Below are 17,522 nucleotides of genomic sequence, written 5' to 3' on the forward strand. Positions count from 1 at the left end.
AACTTTGGTATTGACGTCGGTTATTGGGGGCGAGTTTTTCTTCCGGCCTGTAGTGCAGTTACCTCTCCACCGACGAAGTCGGGGGAGAGGTGGCAGAAATATTGCTCAACTAAAAATCACAACAAGTCCAAAGTTCTAACGGTCCAGGGTCAGCCCGATTGCTCTTAACTGCCTGATTACGACTCGCTTAGCCGCGGTTGGGTCTGGGTACGTTTTTGCGGCCGGCTCCCTTGACGCCTTTGCGGCGTTTCTTTTGGATTCCGGTCGCTTCGCTCTTGGTCGTGAACTCGACATCGGCAATCGGTTTGCCGATGTTCTCTCTCAATTGAAGCACGCGGTCGCGTAGCGATGCGGCTCGCTCGAACTCGAGATCCTCGGCCGCCGACAACATCTCTCGCTCGAGTGCCTCGACATACTCCAACGTAATGTAAACCGTTTCCGCTTCGCTTTTGGCCAGCGCTGTTTCTTTCTTGCGTTTGACCGCCTCGGAATCAATCCCCGTGCGAATCGACTTCAAAATGGTCTGCGGAGTAATCCCGTGTTTGGTGTTGTAGTCCTCTTGGATCATTCGCCGACGACTGGTCTCTTCCATCGCCAATTGCATCGAATTGGTTACCTTGTCGGCATAAAGAATCACTTTCGAGTTTGCATTCCGAGCGGCTCGGCCAATCGTTTGGATCAAACTGGTTTCGCTACGCAAAAAGCCCTCTTTATCCGCATCCAGGATGGCGACCAGCGAGACTTCGGGCAAATCGAGTCCTTCACGCAACAAGTTGACTCCGACCAAACAATCGAAGCGACCGGTGCGCAGTTCTTGCAGCAAATCGACGCGCTCAAACGCATTGAGCTCACTGTGCAACCAACGACAGCGGACGTTTTTTTCCTGGAAAAACGTCGAAAGGTCTTCGGCCAATCGCTTCGTCAGCGCGGTCACGAGCACACGCTCATTCTTTTCCGCCCGAATGCGAATCTCTTCCAACAAGTGGTTCACTTGACCTCGCGCCGGAACCACTTCGACCACGGGATCGAGCAATCCAGTGGGACGGATAATCTGTTCGACGACTTCGCCGCCGGTACGATTCAATTCGTATTCGGCGGGCGTCGCGCTGACGAAACAAATTTGCCCGGTTCGCTCTTCCCACTCTTCAAATTTGAGCGGTCGGTTATCCAAGGCGCTCGGCAAGCGGAAACCGTGCTCGACCAGCGTCGTTTTTCGGCTGCGGTCACCCGCGTACATCGCTCGGACTTGCGAGACCGTGACATGCGACTCGTCAACAAACGTAACAAAGTCATCAGGAAAAAATTCGTACAACGTATCAGGCGTCGAGCCGGGCGGTTTTCCGGACAACGGACGGCTGTAGTTTTCAATCCCCGGACAGTGACCGACTTCGCTGAGCATTTCCAGATCAAATCGCGTACGAGCCGAGATCCGCTGAGCCTCGAGCAACTTACCTCGCTCTTGAAACAGCTCGACCTGTTGAGCCAATTCTTCTCGGATCAAGCGAATCGCACTTTGAATTCGTTTCTCCGGCATCACAAAGTGTTTTGCTGGATAGATATAGAGACTATCGACCGTTTTGATCGTTTCGCCCGAAACGGGTTTGATCAGCGAGATCTGTTCAATCTCGTCGCCCCACATTTCGATCCGATAAGCAAACTCTTCGTAGCTAGGCCACAACTCGATGCTGTCGCCACGCACACGAAACTTGCCGCGTTCGAACGCCACATCATTGCGTTCATAAAGCACGTCGACGAACTTCAGCAACAAGTGATCGCGTCGCGTCTTCTCGCCTTTATGGAGTGAAACAATCAGCTCTTTGTAGTCCTCGGGCGAACCCAAACCATAAATACTGCTGACAGACGCAACGATCACCACATCGCGGCGACTGACCAGCGAACTGGTCGTGGCCAGACGCAGCCGATCGATCTCTTCGTTGATCGACGAATCCTTTTCGATGTAGACGTCACGCTGCGGGATGTAGGCTTCGGGTTGATAGTAGTCGTAGTAGCTGACGAAATAGTGAACGGCGTTCTCGGGAAAAAATTCACGAAATTCGCCGTACAACTGGGCTGCAAGTGTTTTATTGTGGCTGAGGATCAGGGCAGGGCGGCCCAAGTTGGCAATCACGTTTGCCATCGTGAACGTCTTGCCCGTACCGGTCGCCCCAAGCAAGGTTTGGGCGGATCGCCCGGCGAGAAACCCGCGAGTCAACTCGGCAATCGCTTGCGGTTGGTCACCGGCAGGCGGAAAGGGCTGATTGAGATGAAAGTCGGCGGGCGGAAGTTTTTTCGAAGGGGACGTCATGGATGGTTCCGGAGGCGGTCATGATGACATGCGTTGATCGATTAACTGTAACGAAGAACGCCTCAAGCGACGATGGTGCCCTGAACGCCCCCCAACTCTAAATTTCTGGGTAATTCGACAACGCCGTGAACAATTTCCTGGTAGCTACCTTCGCCAGAAGGTGGTGATTCGCATTTGCACGCCACCAATCCACGCTCTGGCGAGCGTAGCTACGAAACGCAGATGCTGTAATTTGCAGCGTAAAAATCGTTCACGGCGTTGGGGAGTTGGAGGGGGTGCGAGAAAAGAGTCGACCGACGGTGAGTTTTCGCGGGGCTGCAAAACGCCAATATTCGCGGCGATTGAGGATAGCGTTCAAGGATGGTTCGCCGCGATCGCGTCTTTTGGGGGCTCGATGTCGACACAGCAGTAGTCGGCAATCTCGGCGATCTTTTTGGGACCTATCCCTGGCACCCGCTGGAGATCATCGACCGAATGGAATCGTCCCCGCTGCTGACGGTCACGCACGATGCGGTTGGCGAGCACAGGTCCAACCGTCGGCAGAAGTGACAATTCGTGTTCTGCTGCTTTGTTCAAATCCAAGCACAGCAATTTAATGCCATCCTGGCGATTCGGTTGTGGTTGAATCGTCCCGCTTTGCCTTGCGATCTTAACGCCTAACACCCCAAAACAAACCATCAAACCGATCGCCAACGTCCATTGCACCGAGGACTGTAAGAGAGGCGAATGTCGTTTGGGGGTTGGGGTGGATGGGTTCATGGATGATCAATTCTCATCGCGTTGCGGTCTACTCATTATCCGTCAGCCGATTGCCTGAAAACAACGCTCCAAATTGACGGCTGGTCCACTTTTTCGCAAAAACGTTACAATGCTAGCGGGCATATCACAGTAGAACTGTAAGTCGCAACGCTATGACGCATTTTTTGTAGCGGAACTCGTCAAGAGTTTCGGGAATTGGGTTCGTTCAACGAAAGTCTTGACGACTTCCGCTACGTTAAAACACTACGAAACACGGCATAAAAATGCTTCACAGCGTTTCGTGAGTCGGCTAACGGATTGCAGCGGTTGCGGCAGCCCCACTCACGAATCAAACATGCGACAGAACAATTGGACGCGAAATCAATGAATGACTATCCCCGCGTGGAAGCGGACGCCTTGCTTGAAAGCGATCTGCGGATGCTGGTCCGTCTTTCGATCGCCGAAGATCTGCGAGACGCCATGGACTGGACCACCGTCTGTTTGATCGATGCGGATCGCCAAGGCGGTTGCGAGATTGTGCCGCGCGGCGAAGGCGTCTGTGCGGGAATGGCGACGCTGGCTTGGATCGTGGACGAATTCGATGCGTCCCTCGAAGTCACGTGTTTACAAGAAGACGGCTCGACACTGGTCGCCGGCCAACCGATCGCACGACTGACCGGCAACGCTCGCGATTTATTGACATGCGAGCGAACGATTTTGAACATCCTCAGCCGCATGTGTGGCGTTGCGACGCAAACGCGGCGATACGCGCAAGTGATCGCGTCGACAAAATCGCGGTTGTACGACACTCGCAAAACGACTCCCGGTTGGCGGCTATTGGAAAAGTACGCAGTCGGGTGCGGTGGAGGGCATAACCACCGCAGCGGACTGCACGATGGGTTCTTGATCAAAGACAATCACTTGGCATTGGCAGGCGATTCATCGGGACCGCTTGCAGCAAGTACGGCCGCGAAAAAGGCGATCCAGTGGCGTGGTGCGAACGTCGAACACCTAGTTGCACCGAATATGGTCGAGATCGAAGTCGATTCGCTCGAACAGTTCCGCGACGTGATCTCAACGAACCCCGACATCATATTGCTGGACAATTTCTCGCTCGACGGTTTGCGTGAAGCCGTTGCAATTCGCGACCGAGAGAATTCCGAAGTCGAACTCGAAGCTTCCGGAAACGTCACGATCGATACGATCGCGGATATTGCTACAACTGGCGTAGAGCGAATCAGTTGTGGTGCTTTGACTCATCAAGCGACATGGTTAGACCTCGGATTCGACTGGTTCGATAAAACATTGAGCTAGGGTTTTGTACAGTCGCGATAGTGTGGGACTCTCTCTTTCACGAGCCCTGCCGCGCTTGCACAAAATTCGACACGCTCCAATCGACCGGACAGTTTTCATGCGGTTACCGATACTCCCCCACCGCCATTGGTGGGATTTCTTTCAACCGTGTCTTGATGCCGCTGGCGTGATCGCTTCTTTGGCGGCGGTCAAGTGGATCGCACGAGGCTGGGTCGACGACACGACTCTTGCGATGGGTTTGATTGCCGTAATCGTATTCTTGTTGACGGGTCACTTGACGGGACTTTACCGCAAGTCGCACGCTGGTTCGGCCAATATGGAAATGTCCAGCATCGTGGGTGCGTGGAGCATGACCGTTTTAGTGCTTGCGCTGTTAGCGTTTGCGACTCGTTATGGACAAGAATTTGCTCGTTCGGTGATGCTTTGCTGGATCATCCTGGCGCCGACGATGATCGGGTTGGGGCGAATGTGTTTACGAATCATCCAACAAGGTTTGTTGCAACGCGGGATCGGCACACGCCGAATTGCGATCGCGGGACTCAACGAACTGGGCATCCAAATGGCCGACAACGTGGATCACGATCCATCGCTCGGTTTCCAAATGGTTGGCTTTTTTGACGATCGAAACGAACTGCGATCCGAACAAGACTCAAGTAACGAACATTCGCTTACGGGCGACTTGACCGACTTGGTGCGAAAAGCTCGCGACGGCGAAATTGACACCGTTTTCATCACATTACCGATGCGTGCAGAAGACCGAATTCGCTTTCTGCTTGAACAATTCAGTGACTCGACCGCATCGGTTTATATCGTTCCGGACTTCTTTGTTTTCGAACTTCTGCACTCACGTTGGACCAGCATGGGAGGCATTCCTGCAGTCAGCGTGTTCGAAAATCCATTGTTTGGTGTTGATGGTGTGGTGAAGCGATTGACGGACGTTGCGATCGCCACCGCCGCATTGGTCGTATCGGCAATCCCGATGTTGGCTATCGCGATTGCCGTGAAGGTGACTTCACCAGGTCCCGTCTTTTTCCGGCAACGACGCTACGGATTAGATGGACGAGAAATCTTGGTTTGGAAGTTCCGCTCGATGCGTACTTGCGACAACGGTGCGGTAGTAAAACAAGCGACCAAGGGAGACCCACGCGTGACTCGGCTAGGCAACATCCTCCGCCGTACAAGCCTGGACGAATTGCCACAGTTATTTAACGTGATCGCAGGCACGATGTCGCTGGTGGGACCACGCCCTCACGCGTCGGCTCACAACGAACAATATCGCAGCCGCATTCGCGGCTACATGCTTCGCCACAAGGTAAAACCGGGCATCACAGGATTGGCGCAAGTCAACGGTTGTCGCGGCGAGACCGACACCATTGACAAGATGGAACGTCGTGTCGATTGGGACCATCGCTACATCCGCAATTGGTCGCTGTGGTTGGACATCAAGATCTTGTTCAAGACACTGCGAGTTGCATGGAGTCAACCCGAAGCGTATTAATCGAGCCCGCGTATTAATCCAACTCGAGCGGTTCGTCCAACTCGGAAAGGTCGTCTTGATCGCCAGCCCCACGTTCGCGAAGTTTCTTCGCGGCTCGGCGGACTTTGCGTTCGCGTTTCTTAAGCGTCTCCACTCGCTGCTTCAGCTTCTCTTTATCCTCAGCAAGCTTCTCCTCTCGCTGCCGCAGATCCGAATCATCCACAGCACTTTCCTCACGCACGACGTCCTTACCAGTCAATTCATCACGGATGGGTACGGGTGAAGCATCGGAAAGCTCCGATTCAGGTCGCCACAGCAACCATTTTGGTTCGATGAAAATGCAATTTGCTACGATCATCATAAAACCGAACGTCACCATTCCAAGCGACACCGCAATCCCGCCATGCACCAAAACGGCAATGGCGATAACGATGGGCCGCGTGATTCGCGGCCACACCAACGCACAATAAAACACTTCCCAAAACAGGGTCAAATGCGTCAGTGCCGAGAAGATTCTTGGATAGTTTCCAATCCAAATCATGTTCATCGATTGGTATTCATAATTGGCAACCGCAAACCAAACCGCAGTCCCGTCCCACCACAACTCGCCACGAGCCTTGGCCAAACCGCCAAACAAATAGATCACGCAGAGGTGCAATTGCAACAACCGCGTTCCCACGTTGGTGGCGATACTGGCGCGATTCTCAGGCAACAGCCAAGCCAATTTCCGACTGGATTTACGACGCTCCGAAAAACGTTCGCGGAGCCATGCGTCGACGCTGAAACAGCTGCCGCTCGGAGTCAGCATCAAATACATCGCCATGTACGTCACGATTTGATCGAGCCCAAAAAGGGTTCCCGTCAAACGGTGGATATACATAATTTGCAAAAACCAAGCCGCCGGCGCTGTCACGCGTGTCATAAACCCAATGGCAAACGCCGCCGTGATCAACAGAGTCGCCCCATGATGCAACCACAGCAGCAACGGGTTGCTTAGATGCCACAGATAGCTGCGTCCCATGTCCGAGACACCAAACGCACCATCGTGCAGCTGTACGGCGGTGGCATTGTTGATCCAGGCATGATCGCCAAGGAAATCACCAAGCTGAGTCGCAAGCACGAGATGCGAATAGAACAGCATGCCGCCGGTCACGATTCGCAAGATGGCCAACACGTGCGGATACCGCGGCGTGAACCAGAAACGATCCCAGGCCGCAACCAACTGCAACACCCACGCTTTGAAAAGTTCGATCACCGTTCGTCCGTTCATTCCTTGGCCTCCGCTACAGGCTCGGCTTGTTTGCCGTCAGCTTGGACGTCGGTTTGCGGCGATTTCTCGTCACTGTTTTCTTCAGGACTCGGATCACTTTTCTTTGGGGCCTCAGACTTGGGTGACTGCACCGGCGGTGATGTTTCGGCTTCACTTACACTGGGGTCGCTCGGCGCGGTATCAGGCTCAACATTTTTCGGTGCCGGAATCGCCTCCGGCAAGTTGCTTGACGCTTCGGTACTTTGCTCTGGATCAAATGCCTGGTCACGCAGCACCCGATACAAACGAGGATCATCAAGCGGAATGGGATCGCTAGCCATTTCAATGAACCCAGGCAAGACATGTTCAATACGACGGATCACAACACGTCGACCGTTGTTCTTGTGCTGCAGATGATCGACGATCGATTGACGTACGTACTCGTATCGGCCGCGAGACTGCGCCCATATCCGAGCTCCGACGGGATCAAGTTTTGCGATCTCTTCGGGTGGATTTGGCGGCTGATAAATTTCACTCAAATATTCGGCCAACATGAAATGACGGTGGTACAGCAACCGCGGCCATTGATCTTCCAGACTCGGAATCATCTTCTCGACGGTTTCTCCCGACGCATCCGTGATCGCGGCTTGGATCAGATGGCTGGGGCCCGGATCGGGAGCAAAAAAGGCGTAACCACGATCGATGTACAGAAATTGGGTGTAGTCGCGAACCGGCGTCATCAAGGTTTGCACCGAAGGCGAGTCGCCCAATGCACCTCGAGTTTGAAAAGCGAGAGGCGGCAAAACGAGTGCTACCAGATGAGCGCAAATAAGGATGGACACAAACCAGCGTATACGTGCTGACACCCTCGGAGTTTCTTCGGTCGTCATGTCGCTAAAGCAGCTCCGCAGAAAATAAATGTAGTAAGCAGGTCGTTCCGTAAATACCGGTGCAACGTCGATCCTTTTGCGAGACGCTAGCGGGCTGTTGATTTAATCGAAATGCGAATCGCATTGGTGAGCCGTGGGCCGTAAGGCACCGGGTAATGCGAGGAACCCGGCCGCTCACGCGCGAGCGGCTCACTAAATCAACAGCCCGCTAGCCGCGGGGAGCGTTAATATTGCAGGAAACATGCCCGCGGCTAGCGCCGTCGGCTCAGATCATTATGTGGAATGACTCATATTGACCTGCTCAGACCGTTCTAAGTTAGTTCGGAACGCGTGGAAGTACAGACGCGTTCACTACTGGAAATAGTGAACAGCCAAACAAAAAGCCGCGTTCTCGAGAGGAGAACGCGGCTGATTGATATTCAGCGTTACGTCTTTACGACGAATTGCAATCCGCGATGGTTATCGCTGAGCAATCGACGAATCTTTGAAATCAAACATGAGCTCGGTGGTACCACCGGCAATCACGTCGACGGTTCGCTCTTTGCTGATAGGTTCGCCATTGACGATCGCGGTAACGTGGACGGTGTAACCGGTCCACTGCTCGCCAACCTTCAACTGGTTCGTACGGAAGGTACGAATCGAACCTTGTCCTGCAGTTTCATTGCCGGCCAGGGTGACTTTCGCGTCTTCAGGCACATGCAACTTCACGACAGTGACGATTTCGTCGGTCTTCGGTGCAACCTTCTCTTCGGAGTTAGACTTGTCCTTGATACCGGTCAAATCAAAAACGACTTGCTCGACATCGCCTGGACGAAGTTTGACTTCCTTGGAATCCGATTGCTTTTCGCCATCGACGGTGTAGTCAACGTTAACAACGTAGGTGTAAACGTAACCTTCCTTCAAGCCACGCGACATGAACTGGCGAACGTTGCCTTCGCTGGTGGTAGCGTGACCGTTAACGGTTACAGTCGCGTCACTTGGTACAGCAACGGTCAACAGTGCCGAATCTTGGTCAAGACTTGGCTTGGCTGATTCGTAACGAGTCGAGTCGTTGATCGATTCGGTTCCAGCCGAAGCGGATTGATCATCGGAGCCTTGCACTGGAGCGCTGACGCCCGAGTCGTAGCTGCCGTCGATAACCGTGCCTTGGATCGGTGTGGAATACGTTTCGTAGCCCGATTCGATGATCGGAGATTCGTAGCCAGCGTCAACGCCGTAGGAGATCGGGCTGACAATTGGGCTCGAGTACTGACCGTAAATCACGCCGCCCGAAGATCCACCGGACGAACCGCCCGAGCTCATTGAGTAGCTCGCATAGTGAACGTGATGTCCGCCGGAGCTGCCACCGGAACTTCCGCCCGAGCTGCCATGACTGCTGTGGCTAGCGACATAGCCGCCGCTCGATCCGCCCGAGCTTCCGCCACTGCTTCCGCCCGTACTGCGGTTGCTGTGCATCTTTGCGAACAATCGACGAATCGGTCCAACACGTCCGCTGGATGACCCGCCCGAACTTCCGCTCGAAGCGTAGGAAACCGAATAACCGCCGGATGAACCACCCGAGGATCCGCCACTCGAACCACCGGAAGATCCACCGCTCGAAGCGCTGTACGAACTGTAGGATCCGCCGCTCGATCCGCCGGACGATCCACCACTGGATCCTCCGCTAGAGGCGGAATGTCGGCGTGCTCGGTAACTGCTCAAAAGTCCGCCGCCGGAAGAACCGCCAGAGGAAGAATAGCCGCCGGACGAGCCGTTGCTGCCTCCCCATGAACCTCCAGCCTGAACCGAATTCGGCAAGCTTGAGAAAACGACCACCGATGCAGCGATGGTAAAAGCTTGGAAATACCTCATGGTTGATTTAATCCCCTCCGTCGATTTTTTGAACGCGATCAGAATGCCTATTACAAATACCCGATACAATTGGTATCAGCGGTAGAATAACCGTTGGAATGCGTTAAACAAGCAGTCTGGGCAAAATTTAAGGATTAGATTTTACCAAGGGCCGCATCCGAACCACCCGGACGCTGCAAGGTTAACAATGCTCGCACCGGATTTCTGCCATCCGGAATCCGCCCAGCCCACGTGGTCTGACGCGGTTTTCACGGTTGCCTTGAGATTTTGCGAGCAAGCAATCTCATCCTGTGGGTGCACATCGAAAGCCCCCATCAGGACAAAATGCCGCAGCGCCTGTCACGCACTCAAACACTAGCCAAGCGAGCAAATCAGTCCACTTTCTGGATCGTAACGGCGTCGAATTCCGCCTTGCCGGTGCCTCCGAACAGTCCAATGCGCAAAATAGCTTCGCGAGTTTGGTGGGGTATTCGCACCAAACGACTGACGTCACGCCATGAACGGGTGCCCCGAAACGGTCCTAGCCAATACGCGCCGAGATCACGACGTTGCTCGTCATACAGGCTGATCGCAATCATCGGTAGTGAATCGGTATTGGGGCCGATTTTGACATTTTCAATTTGCACCTGTCCACTCAAACGGATCATGGACACTTCGCGGCCATCGATCGCGATGCCTTGCAATAAATGTGAGCTCAACCCAGCGGTCTCGTTTTCAAATCGTACGAACGACGCTCCTTCGGGGGCGGTCGCCCGGCTTGATCCGGAGGACGACTGCGATTCTTCGCTTTCGGATTCCGACGACGGAGTGACCTGTCTCACTTGGCGTCCGTAATACCACCCGGGAACAAAATCTTCGGTCGAACTTTGCTCTTTCGTCGGCAGCGTCTCGAAATCCCCATTGATCACGACGGGGTTCGCTGGATCAGGCAATTCTTTGCGCCCCTCTTCGGCTTCGCCGGTCATCGGCACGAACAAGGTGGGATGCAGTGCCTGCCGCACCAATTTGCCGTCGACTTTCTGCATCCGATAGAGCGTTTGTTGATAGCGTTGGCCTACCGGAATGATCATCAGGCCCCCTTCACGCAATTGCTCGATCAACGGCACGGGCACCGATTCGGGGCTGCAGGTCACAATGATTTTGTCGAACGGTGCCGCGTCGGGCCAACCTAGAAAACCGTCACCGATTCGTGTGGACACATTTTCATACCCCAAACGCGAGAGCGTCTCGGCGGCTTTTCGTCCAAGTTCGTCGACAATCTCGATCGAATAGACATGCTCGACCAAAGGACTAAGCACCGCGGCTTGGTACCCGCTGCCGGTCCCGATTTCGAGCACTTTATCGGTCGACTCGGGCTCGATCGCCTCGGTCATCGAAGCAACGGTAAAGGGACTGCTAATCGTTTGCGAACCACCAATCGGTAGCGCCATGTCCAAATAAGCACGCTCACGCTGACTCTTGGGCACAAACTCGTGTCGCTCGGTATTGCGAATGGCGTCGAGCACGCGAGAGTCTTTCACCCCCGCGGAAGCAATCCGGTCTTCGACCAAACGTTCCCTGAGGATGGTGTAGAGATCATCGGCAGCAGTTTCTTCACTGCGGATTAGAAACGCCAAAACAAGACTCCCGAAGATACCGATAAACTTAGTGCAGGCCGCGACGTCATAGTGAAAACTCATTTACTTGCCTCTGCGATCAATGCCCGTGGTCGACGAACTCGACCGAGAACGCCATTGCTGTTTCACCGAGAATAAAAGCCATCAATGGCTAAACAGTTAGGCAGGAGTCTTTCAGTAAATTGGCCGTTTTGGCGCTAGCGTGCTGTTGATTCAGTGAGCCGCTCGCGCGTAAGCGACCGGGTCCCGAGTATTACCCGGTGCCTTACGGCCCACGGCTCACCAATACGCGTTGCATTTCGAATAAATCAACAACCCGCTAGCCACGGTTCCGGCGCTGAACCGGGGCTATCACCAAAACGGCTAACGGGATTTCACCCAATGATTCCTGCCTACCTGCTTTTCATCCCCGGTTTCCAAAATATTTCATTTACTCTAATCGATCGATCACGTTTCGGATCGACAATTCTACGCTGACGATTACTTATCGCCCGGTGCGTAACAAGACTTGCATCCCGTACACATCTCGAAACATTCCCGCGTTCTGACGCATCGCGATTTGTTCCAGTGACACATCGTCGACTCCAGGAACATGGATCACCAACTGACGTCCCTCGCGAGTACATTCGATGTCGCGAATTCGTCCGCTCCGCGTATCGTCCAACGCGATCGCAAGCCTCAGAATTGCCGCCAGTTTCGAGACAATAACGCGATCCTCGCGTTCCAACGATCCGTAACCCTCATGTGACGGCTGGGGTGAAGCACGACGATAGTAGCGTGCCACCAATCCGACCTGCAGCAACTCGCTCTTAGAGAGACCGAACAAACCGCTGTTGCGAATCACGTACAGGGCGTGTTTATGGTTGCTGCGAACATTGATCATCAAACCGATTTCGTGCAGCAGCGCCGCGACGTGCAGAATCACCTCGTGTCGCTGATCCAGCTGATGCTCAGCCACCAATTGCTCAAACAATTTCCGAGACAGTTCGGCGACGTTGCGAGCATGGGTTTCGTCAAAGTCGAAACGTCGTCCAAGCGTGATCGCAGAGCGAACAATTTGATTGCGAAATTCCGCTGTCCATTCGCCCCCAATCGCCATGTCTCGCAACAATCCGTCACGCAGATTGGTATCACAAACGTAAACATGAGTCTGCTTAAATGCTTGGGCAAGCATCGAATAGGCCAATAGTGCTGGCCCAAGCGTCTCGGCCTCGATAAAGGAGGCTCCAAATCGTTTGACGATGGCGTCTTCGTCAAGCTTGAGCACCACGTTGGTAAATTCGATTAGCCGATCGGTCGAAAGTTGTGCGAGCGACGTGCCATCCCAGTCATCGAGCAATTGATGAGCGGCGAAACGCATATCGCCACCGAAGGCAACAAGGTGAATCATTGCGTCGGAGTGCACCTCTTCGACGATCATATCCAAGATCCGGCGAATATGACTCTCTAACAATATGCGGCGTCGCGCGGCCGAAACGTTGGCTTGATCAAGCAATTGCAAGAGTCGCAGCGAACCCAATCGGTACGATTGGCTGTGCAGCACATTGCCGCTGCGAATGACTAGCAACTCGGTATTTCCGCCACCGACCTCGACGACCACCGAACGACCATCGGCCAAATCAGGATGCGAGCGAAGTTGGGGAGTGATCCCCATGTAGGTGATCCGATTGACTTCGGCTTCGTCAATCGGTTCGACATTCAGTCCGGTCACGATGTAAACGCGGTCGGTAAATGCGAGTCGATTGATTGCTTCACGGACCGCCGTGGTTGCCACGACACGTAGATCCTGAGGGGCGGAAATGCCGTATTCTCGCAGCACCCGCTGGTACTTTTTCAGAATCCCGGCTGCCTTTTCGATGCTGGCGCGAGACAGTCGCCGCACGTCAAACGCTTCTCGCCCCAGATCAACGGGCTGGACCAGCGTATCGAGGGTACGGACTTCACCATCAGCATGGATTTCGGCAATCGCCATGCGAATACTCGTCGCCCCGATATCAATCACGGCAACAGGTCGAGGAGGAGTGGGGTGAAGCGGAAGCGAAGGGGTATTAGCCAGCTGAGCCATTGCGGATGATAAGCAAGCGAAAAGGAAAAAGGGGTTATCGTCGCGTGCCCCCATCATACGGCGTGTCCGTCGCTGGGCACAGCCGAACACCACCCCCCAATTAGTAGGCGAAAAACGCAGGCTGCTGCTGAAAACGCAGACTCACTAAGAAATCACTCCATATTTTTTAAGAGCGTCTTCGGCTTGCTCGCCTCCGAGACACTGGACCGCGTTCCATCCGCGATCGATCGCCGCGGCAACATTTTCGGGCTTGTCATCGAGAAACAGAATCGCATCGGGGGACACACCCGCAAATTCTTCGGCAGCCTGATAAATGCCGCCATCGGGCTTCATCGAGCTGACTTCGCAGCTCAAAACTCGAATGGGCCATGCCACCGACGAGACTTGCCACGTTTGCCGGGTAATCCAGTCCCAGTGGGCGTGACAGGTGTTGGAAAGCAATCCGTAACGGGTTCCCGATTCGTGGACTTGGGCGATCGTATTCTGCATCGATTCGATCGGAGTGAACATGTCGCTGATCGCATCCAACAACGCCGCAGTCGGCATTTGCTCCTCGGATATAGCAAGCGAATCTCGCACGATTGCCGCGTATTCGTCGCCTGTCACGTTCCCATGCTCGAATCGATCCTGAAGCCCGCTCAGATAAATCGCCTGTTCCGCCATCGCGGCATCGACCCCAAAGCGGGTTGCCACATTGTTGACCGCAATTTTCGGGTCAAAGGAAACGATCACGTTGCCGAGATCGAAATAAACAAATTCAATATTCATAATATGTCTGTCGTTGATCGCACCGCGATCATAACGATAAGTTGTAAAAACGCCGGATCTCAAAAACGCACAATCCTAAAAACGCAGGATCGAGGAGCGATCAGCGACATTGCCTACTTGCTGGTTAGATTGCGGATGCGGATGTTTCGGTAATGGGCTTCGGCCGGAGGGCCGCTATGAATTTGCAGTCCGATAATGCCATCTCGTGGAATCGCGTCGTCGGTTTCGGTGTAGTCGACTGTTTGCACGCCATTGATAAAAATCTGGATTCGCGGGCCTTCACAGCGGACTCGAATCGAATTCCAGTCATCGACTTTAACGAGGTCTTTGGGTAGGTCTGCGGCGGGTTCGGCCAAGAATTTCCGGCGACGCGACTCGTCATACAACGCTCCCCAAATCGACCGGTCGCCAATCATCCCCATATCGGCTTGATAGCCCGAAACTTCGGTATCGCCGGGGATGCGTTTTGTGCGGAATTGCACTCCGGCGTTCAAGGAGGGCTTTTCTTTGTCACTGGCCGAGACCAATTTTGCTTCCAATCGCAAATCAAAATCGGCGAATCGCTCCATCGTGCACAAAAATTCGTTGTGCGGAATCTTTTCATCCAGCCGGCCAGCGACGATCACGTCGTCTTCGATCCGGAACCAATAGCCGTTCCCTTCCCACCCAGCCAAGGTGTCGCCATCGAACAGCGACATCGACTTGAGCTCATAATCGTCCGCAAATGCCTCGCGGCCTGCGAGCGTGAAACCATAGGTAAAAACCGCCAACGCCGCGAAAAACCAGGAAAACCGCACCATTTTGTCTGCTCCTCGAAAGTTCACTGAGCCGTCCCGTTGTGAAACGCTCGATGAAGATCATAATCGTTGGCCTGCGAAGTGGGCAAATCGACGCCCATGATGTCGGTCATCGCGCGAACCCCGCAGCGCACGCCCCCTCGCTTCGCTTGTTGACGTCTATCCCCCATTCCTCCTGCACTGCGTACTCCACCGGCCATGAATGCACCGCTAAACAAGTACAGCCAACACATCACTCAGCCCAAAAGCCAAGGAGCGTCCCAAGCGATGCTCTATGCAACCGGGATGACTTCCGAAGACATGAACAAGCCGCAAATCGGCATCGGAAGCGTTTGGTACGAAGGCAACAGCTGCAACATGCACCTGCTGGATTTGGCCGCCGAGGTTAAAAAGGGCGTGGTCGACGCCGGCATGGTCGGGATGCGGTTCAACACGATCGGCGTCAGCGACGGCATCTCGATGGGCACCGACGGCATGAGCTACTCGCTGCAGAGTCGCGATTTGATCGCCGATTCAATCGAAACGATCATGGCTGCCCAGTGGTACGACGCGCTGATCGCACTGCCTGGATGTGACAAGAACATGCCGGGATGTTTGATCGCGATGGGACGTCTGAACCGCCCCGCGATCATGGTTTATGGTGGCACGATCAAACCGGGACGTTTCAAAAACGAAAATCTGGACATCGTCAGTGCATTCCAGTGTTACGGCCAATTTATTGCCGGCCAAATCAACGAAGAAGAACGCAGCGAAATCGTTCGTCACAGCTGCCCCGGTGCCGGTGCATGCGGCGGGATGTATACCGCTAACACGATGGCCTCGGCGATCGAAGCGCTCGGCATGTCGCTGCCGTATTCGGCAAGTATTCCCGCAGTGGATGCAGAGAAAAAAGAAGAGTGTCGGCACGCAGGTCACGCGATTTTGGAACTGCTGAAGCTCGACTTGAAACCACGCGACATCATGACCCGTACGGCGTTTGAAAACGCGATGGTCACCGTGATGGCACTCGGTGGCAGCACCAACGCCGTGTTGCACCTGATCGCAATGGCACGTGCCGTCGATGTCCCTTTGACCATCGACGACTTCCAAACCGTTAGCGACCGCATCCCCTTGCTTGCCGACCTGAAACCAAGTGGCAAGTTCGTGCAAGAAGACTTGCACTCGGTCGGTGGAACCCCCGGAGTAATGAAGTACTTACTCAAAGAAGGCCTCCTCGACGGATCATGTATGACCGTAACCGGCAAAACACTTGCGGAAAACCTCGAATCACTGCCTGATTTGAAAGCGGGTCAAACGATCGTTCACTCGACAAAAGAACCGATCAAAAAGACGGGTCACATCCGCATTTTGCGTGGCTCGTTGTCACCTGATGGTTGCGTGGCCAAGATCACCGGTAAAGAAGGATTGCAGTTCAGCGGCCCCGCACGTGTCTACGACAGCGAAGAAGACATGCTGCATGCACTGGAGGAAAAGAAGATCCAAAAGGGCGACGTTGTCGTGATTCGCTACGAAGGTCCCAAAGGCGGCCCGGGCATGCCTGAGATGTTGACGCCGACCAGTGCCATCATGGGCGCTGGACTCGGATCGGATGTGGCGTTATTGACCGATGGACGCTTCAGCGGCGGCAGCCACGGATTTATCGTCGGCCACATTACTCCCGAAGCACAAGAGGGTGGCCCGATCGCTCTGGTTCAAGACGGTGATACGATCACGATCGATGCTGAAACCAACCGACTTGACGTCGACGTCGACGAATCGGAACTGGCCAAACGCCGCAAAGCATGGACCGCACCGCCACTGAAAGCAACGCGAGGTACGTTGTACAAGTACATCAAGAACGTCAAGAGCGCCAGCGAAGGCTGCGTCACCGACGAGTGATCCGCAGCTCGCGTCCAGAGTAGGCCGTTCCCACCACTTGCTTCGCCCGCCCGGCGAAGCAGGGAGGGTCGAAAAACGAGCCTACAGCGAGTTTTTCGGGGAGGGCCTGTGGTCGAATCGAAGCACGATCTGGCTGAGCCGTTGCCCAACGCCCTGCTCGATAGCCTGAATCTTGGCGCCGACCGCGGCGGCTCGCCTGTGAATCTCCGCCAACTTTTCTTGCAACGCAGTTTGCTTTGCATCCATGCGAGCACACCAAGGGTTACTAGGGCAACTTCAATCCCCGCATCTCAACTCAAGCCCCCAAAATCTCCGATTGCGTTTTTACGCTGCTCGGGGCCAGCGCAAAAGCTGACATGCACCCGATCGCACCTGCTCCCGAGTGATTTAAAGTCGAATTGGGTTATATCACCCGACTGACGCGGGGTTAAAAAGATAGTTCGCCAATGCAGAGACTTTCACGCAATGTCGGGTCGTTCGGCGATTCAAAAGCAAGGCATGTGTGTCTAATGTCAGGCTGCCCATTTCCACTCGCGATCGATTTGATTTCGGATTCCGTTGGCGATACAATCCT

12 protein-coding genes are annotated in these 17,522 nt (G+C 54.3%); 3 read left to right on the forward strand and 9 right to left on the reverse strand.

The genetic code is table 11. The features are described 5' to 3' along the window. Positions 1 to 187: 187 nt before the first annotated feature. Both uvrB and SH528x_RS32600 read right to left on the reverse strand, forming a co-directional pair. A complete protein-coding gene (gene uvrB / locus SH528x_RS32595) occupies positions 188 to 2,305 on the reverse strand; it encodes an excinuclease ABC subunit UvrB (protein WP_442507590.1) in 2,118 nt (705 codons plus the stop codon). Positions 2,306 to 2,659: 354 nt separating this feature from the next. Further along, positions 2,660 to 3,064 carry a ComEA family DNA-binding protein gene (locus tag SH528x_RS32600; RefSeq protein WP_442507591.1) on the reverse strand — a complete coding sequence of 135 codons (405 nt, stop codon included), beginning with the start codon at positions 3,062 to 3,064 and terminating at the stop codon, positions 2,660 to 2,662. A 363-nt stretch (positions 3,065 to 3,427) separates the two neighbouring features. On the opposite strand from SH528x_RS32600, the gene nadC reads away from it, so the two are divergent. Together nadC and SH528x_RS32610 are read left to right on the forward strand one after the other, a co-directional pair. Further along, positions 3,428 to 4,357, forward strand: coding sequence for a carboxylating nicotinate-nucleotide diphosphorylase (gene nadC, locus SH528x_RS32605; protein WP_442507592.1), 930 nt, complete (start codon positions 3,428 to 3,430; stop codon positions 4,355 to 4,357). Positions 4,358 to 4,454: 97 nt separating this feature from the next. Then, positions 4,455 to 5,855: an undecaprenyl-phosphate glucose phosphotransferase gene (locus tag SH528x_RS32610; RefSeq protein ID WP_442507593.1), complete on the forward strand. Its 1,401-nt coding sequence runs from the start codon at positions 4,455 to 4,457 to the stop codon at positions 5,853 to 5,855. 13 nt (positions 5,856 to 5,868) lie between these two features. On the opposite strand, the gene SH528x_RS32615 is transcribed toward SH528x_RS32610, so the two are convergent. From SH528x_RS32615 to SH528x_RS32645, 7 genes are all read right to left on the reverse strand, one after another. Next, entirely contained in the window at positions 5,869 to 7,104 is a 1,236-nt protein-coding gene (locus SH528x_RS32615) for an HTTM domain-containing protein (RefSeq protein ID WP_442507594.1), read from the reverse strand. Next, on the reverse strand, positions 7,101 to 7,925 hold the full coding sequence (locus SH528x_RS32620; RefSeq protein WP_442507595.1) for a hypothetical protein: 825 nt from the start codon (positions 7,923 to 7,925) through the stop codon (positions 7,101 to 7,103). Before SH528x_RS32620 ends, SH528x_RS32615 begins: the two co-directional genes overlap by 4 nt. 507 nt (positions 7,926 to 8,432) lie before the next feature. After that, positions 8,433 to 9,824, reverse strand: a complete 1,392-nt coding sequence (locus tag SH528x_RS32625) for a TIGR03000 domain-containing protein (protein WP_442507596.1) — start codon at positions 9,822 to 9,824, stop codon at positions 8,433 to 8,435. Positions 9,825 to 10,195: 371 nt separating this feature from the next. Then, a complete protein-coding gene (locus tag SH528x_RS32630) occupies positions 10,196 to 11,503 on the reverse strand; it encodes a protein-L-isoaspartate(D-aspartate) O-methyltransferase (protein ID WP_442507597.1) in 1,308 nt (435 codons plus the stop codon). Between the two features lie 421 nt (positions 11,504 to 11,924). Then, positions 11,925 to 13,505 (reverse strand): Ppx/GppA phosphatase family protein, encoded by a 1,581-nt coding sequence (locus SH528x_RS32635; RefSeq protein ID WP_442507598.1) that lies wholly within the window; start codon positions 13,503 to 13,505, stop codon positions 11,925 to 11,927. 144 nt (positions 13,506 to 13,649) lie between these two features. Beyond that, positions 13,650 to 14,273 carry an HAD family hydrolase gene (locus tag SH528x_RS32640; protein WP_442507599.1) on the reverse strand — a complete coding sequence of 208 codons (624 nt, stop codon included), beginning with the start codon at positions 14,271 to 14,273 and terminating at the stop codon, positions 13,650 to 13,652. 113 nt (positions 14,274 to 14,386) lie between these two features. Then, the gene (locus SH528x_RS32645) at positions 14,387 to 15,073 is read right to left on the reverse strand and encodes a 3-keto-disaccharide hydrolase (RefSeq protein WP_442507600.1); all 687 of its coding nucleotides are present in this window, start codon (positions 15,071 to 15,073) and stop codon (positions 14,387 to 14,389) included. A 195-nt stretch (positions 15,074 to 15,268) separates the two neighbouring features. On the opposite strand from SH528x_RS32645, the gene ilvD reads away from it, so the two are divergent. Further along, positions 15,269 to 16,948 (forward strand): dihydroxy-acid dehydratase, encoded by a 1,680-nt coding sequence (ilvD, locus tag SH528x_RS32650; protein ID WP_442507601.1) that lies wholly within the window; start codon positions 15,269 to 15,271, stop codon positions 16,946 to 16,948. The last annotated feature ends 574 nt before the right edge of the window (positions 16,949 to 17,522 follow it).

Source organism: Novipirellula methanifontis (assembly GCF_052161655.1).
Taxonomy (GTDB): domain Bacteria; phylum Planctomycetota; class Planctomycetia; order Pirellulales; family Pirellulaceae; genus Novipirellula.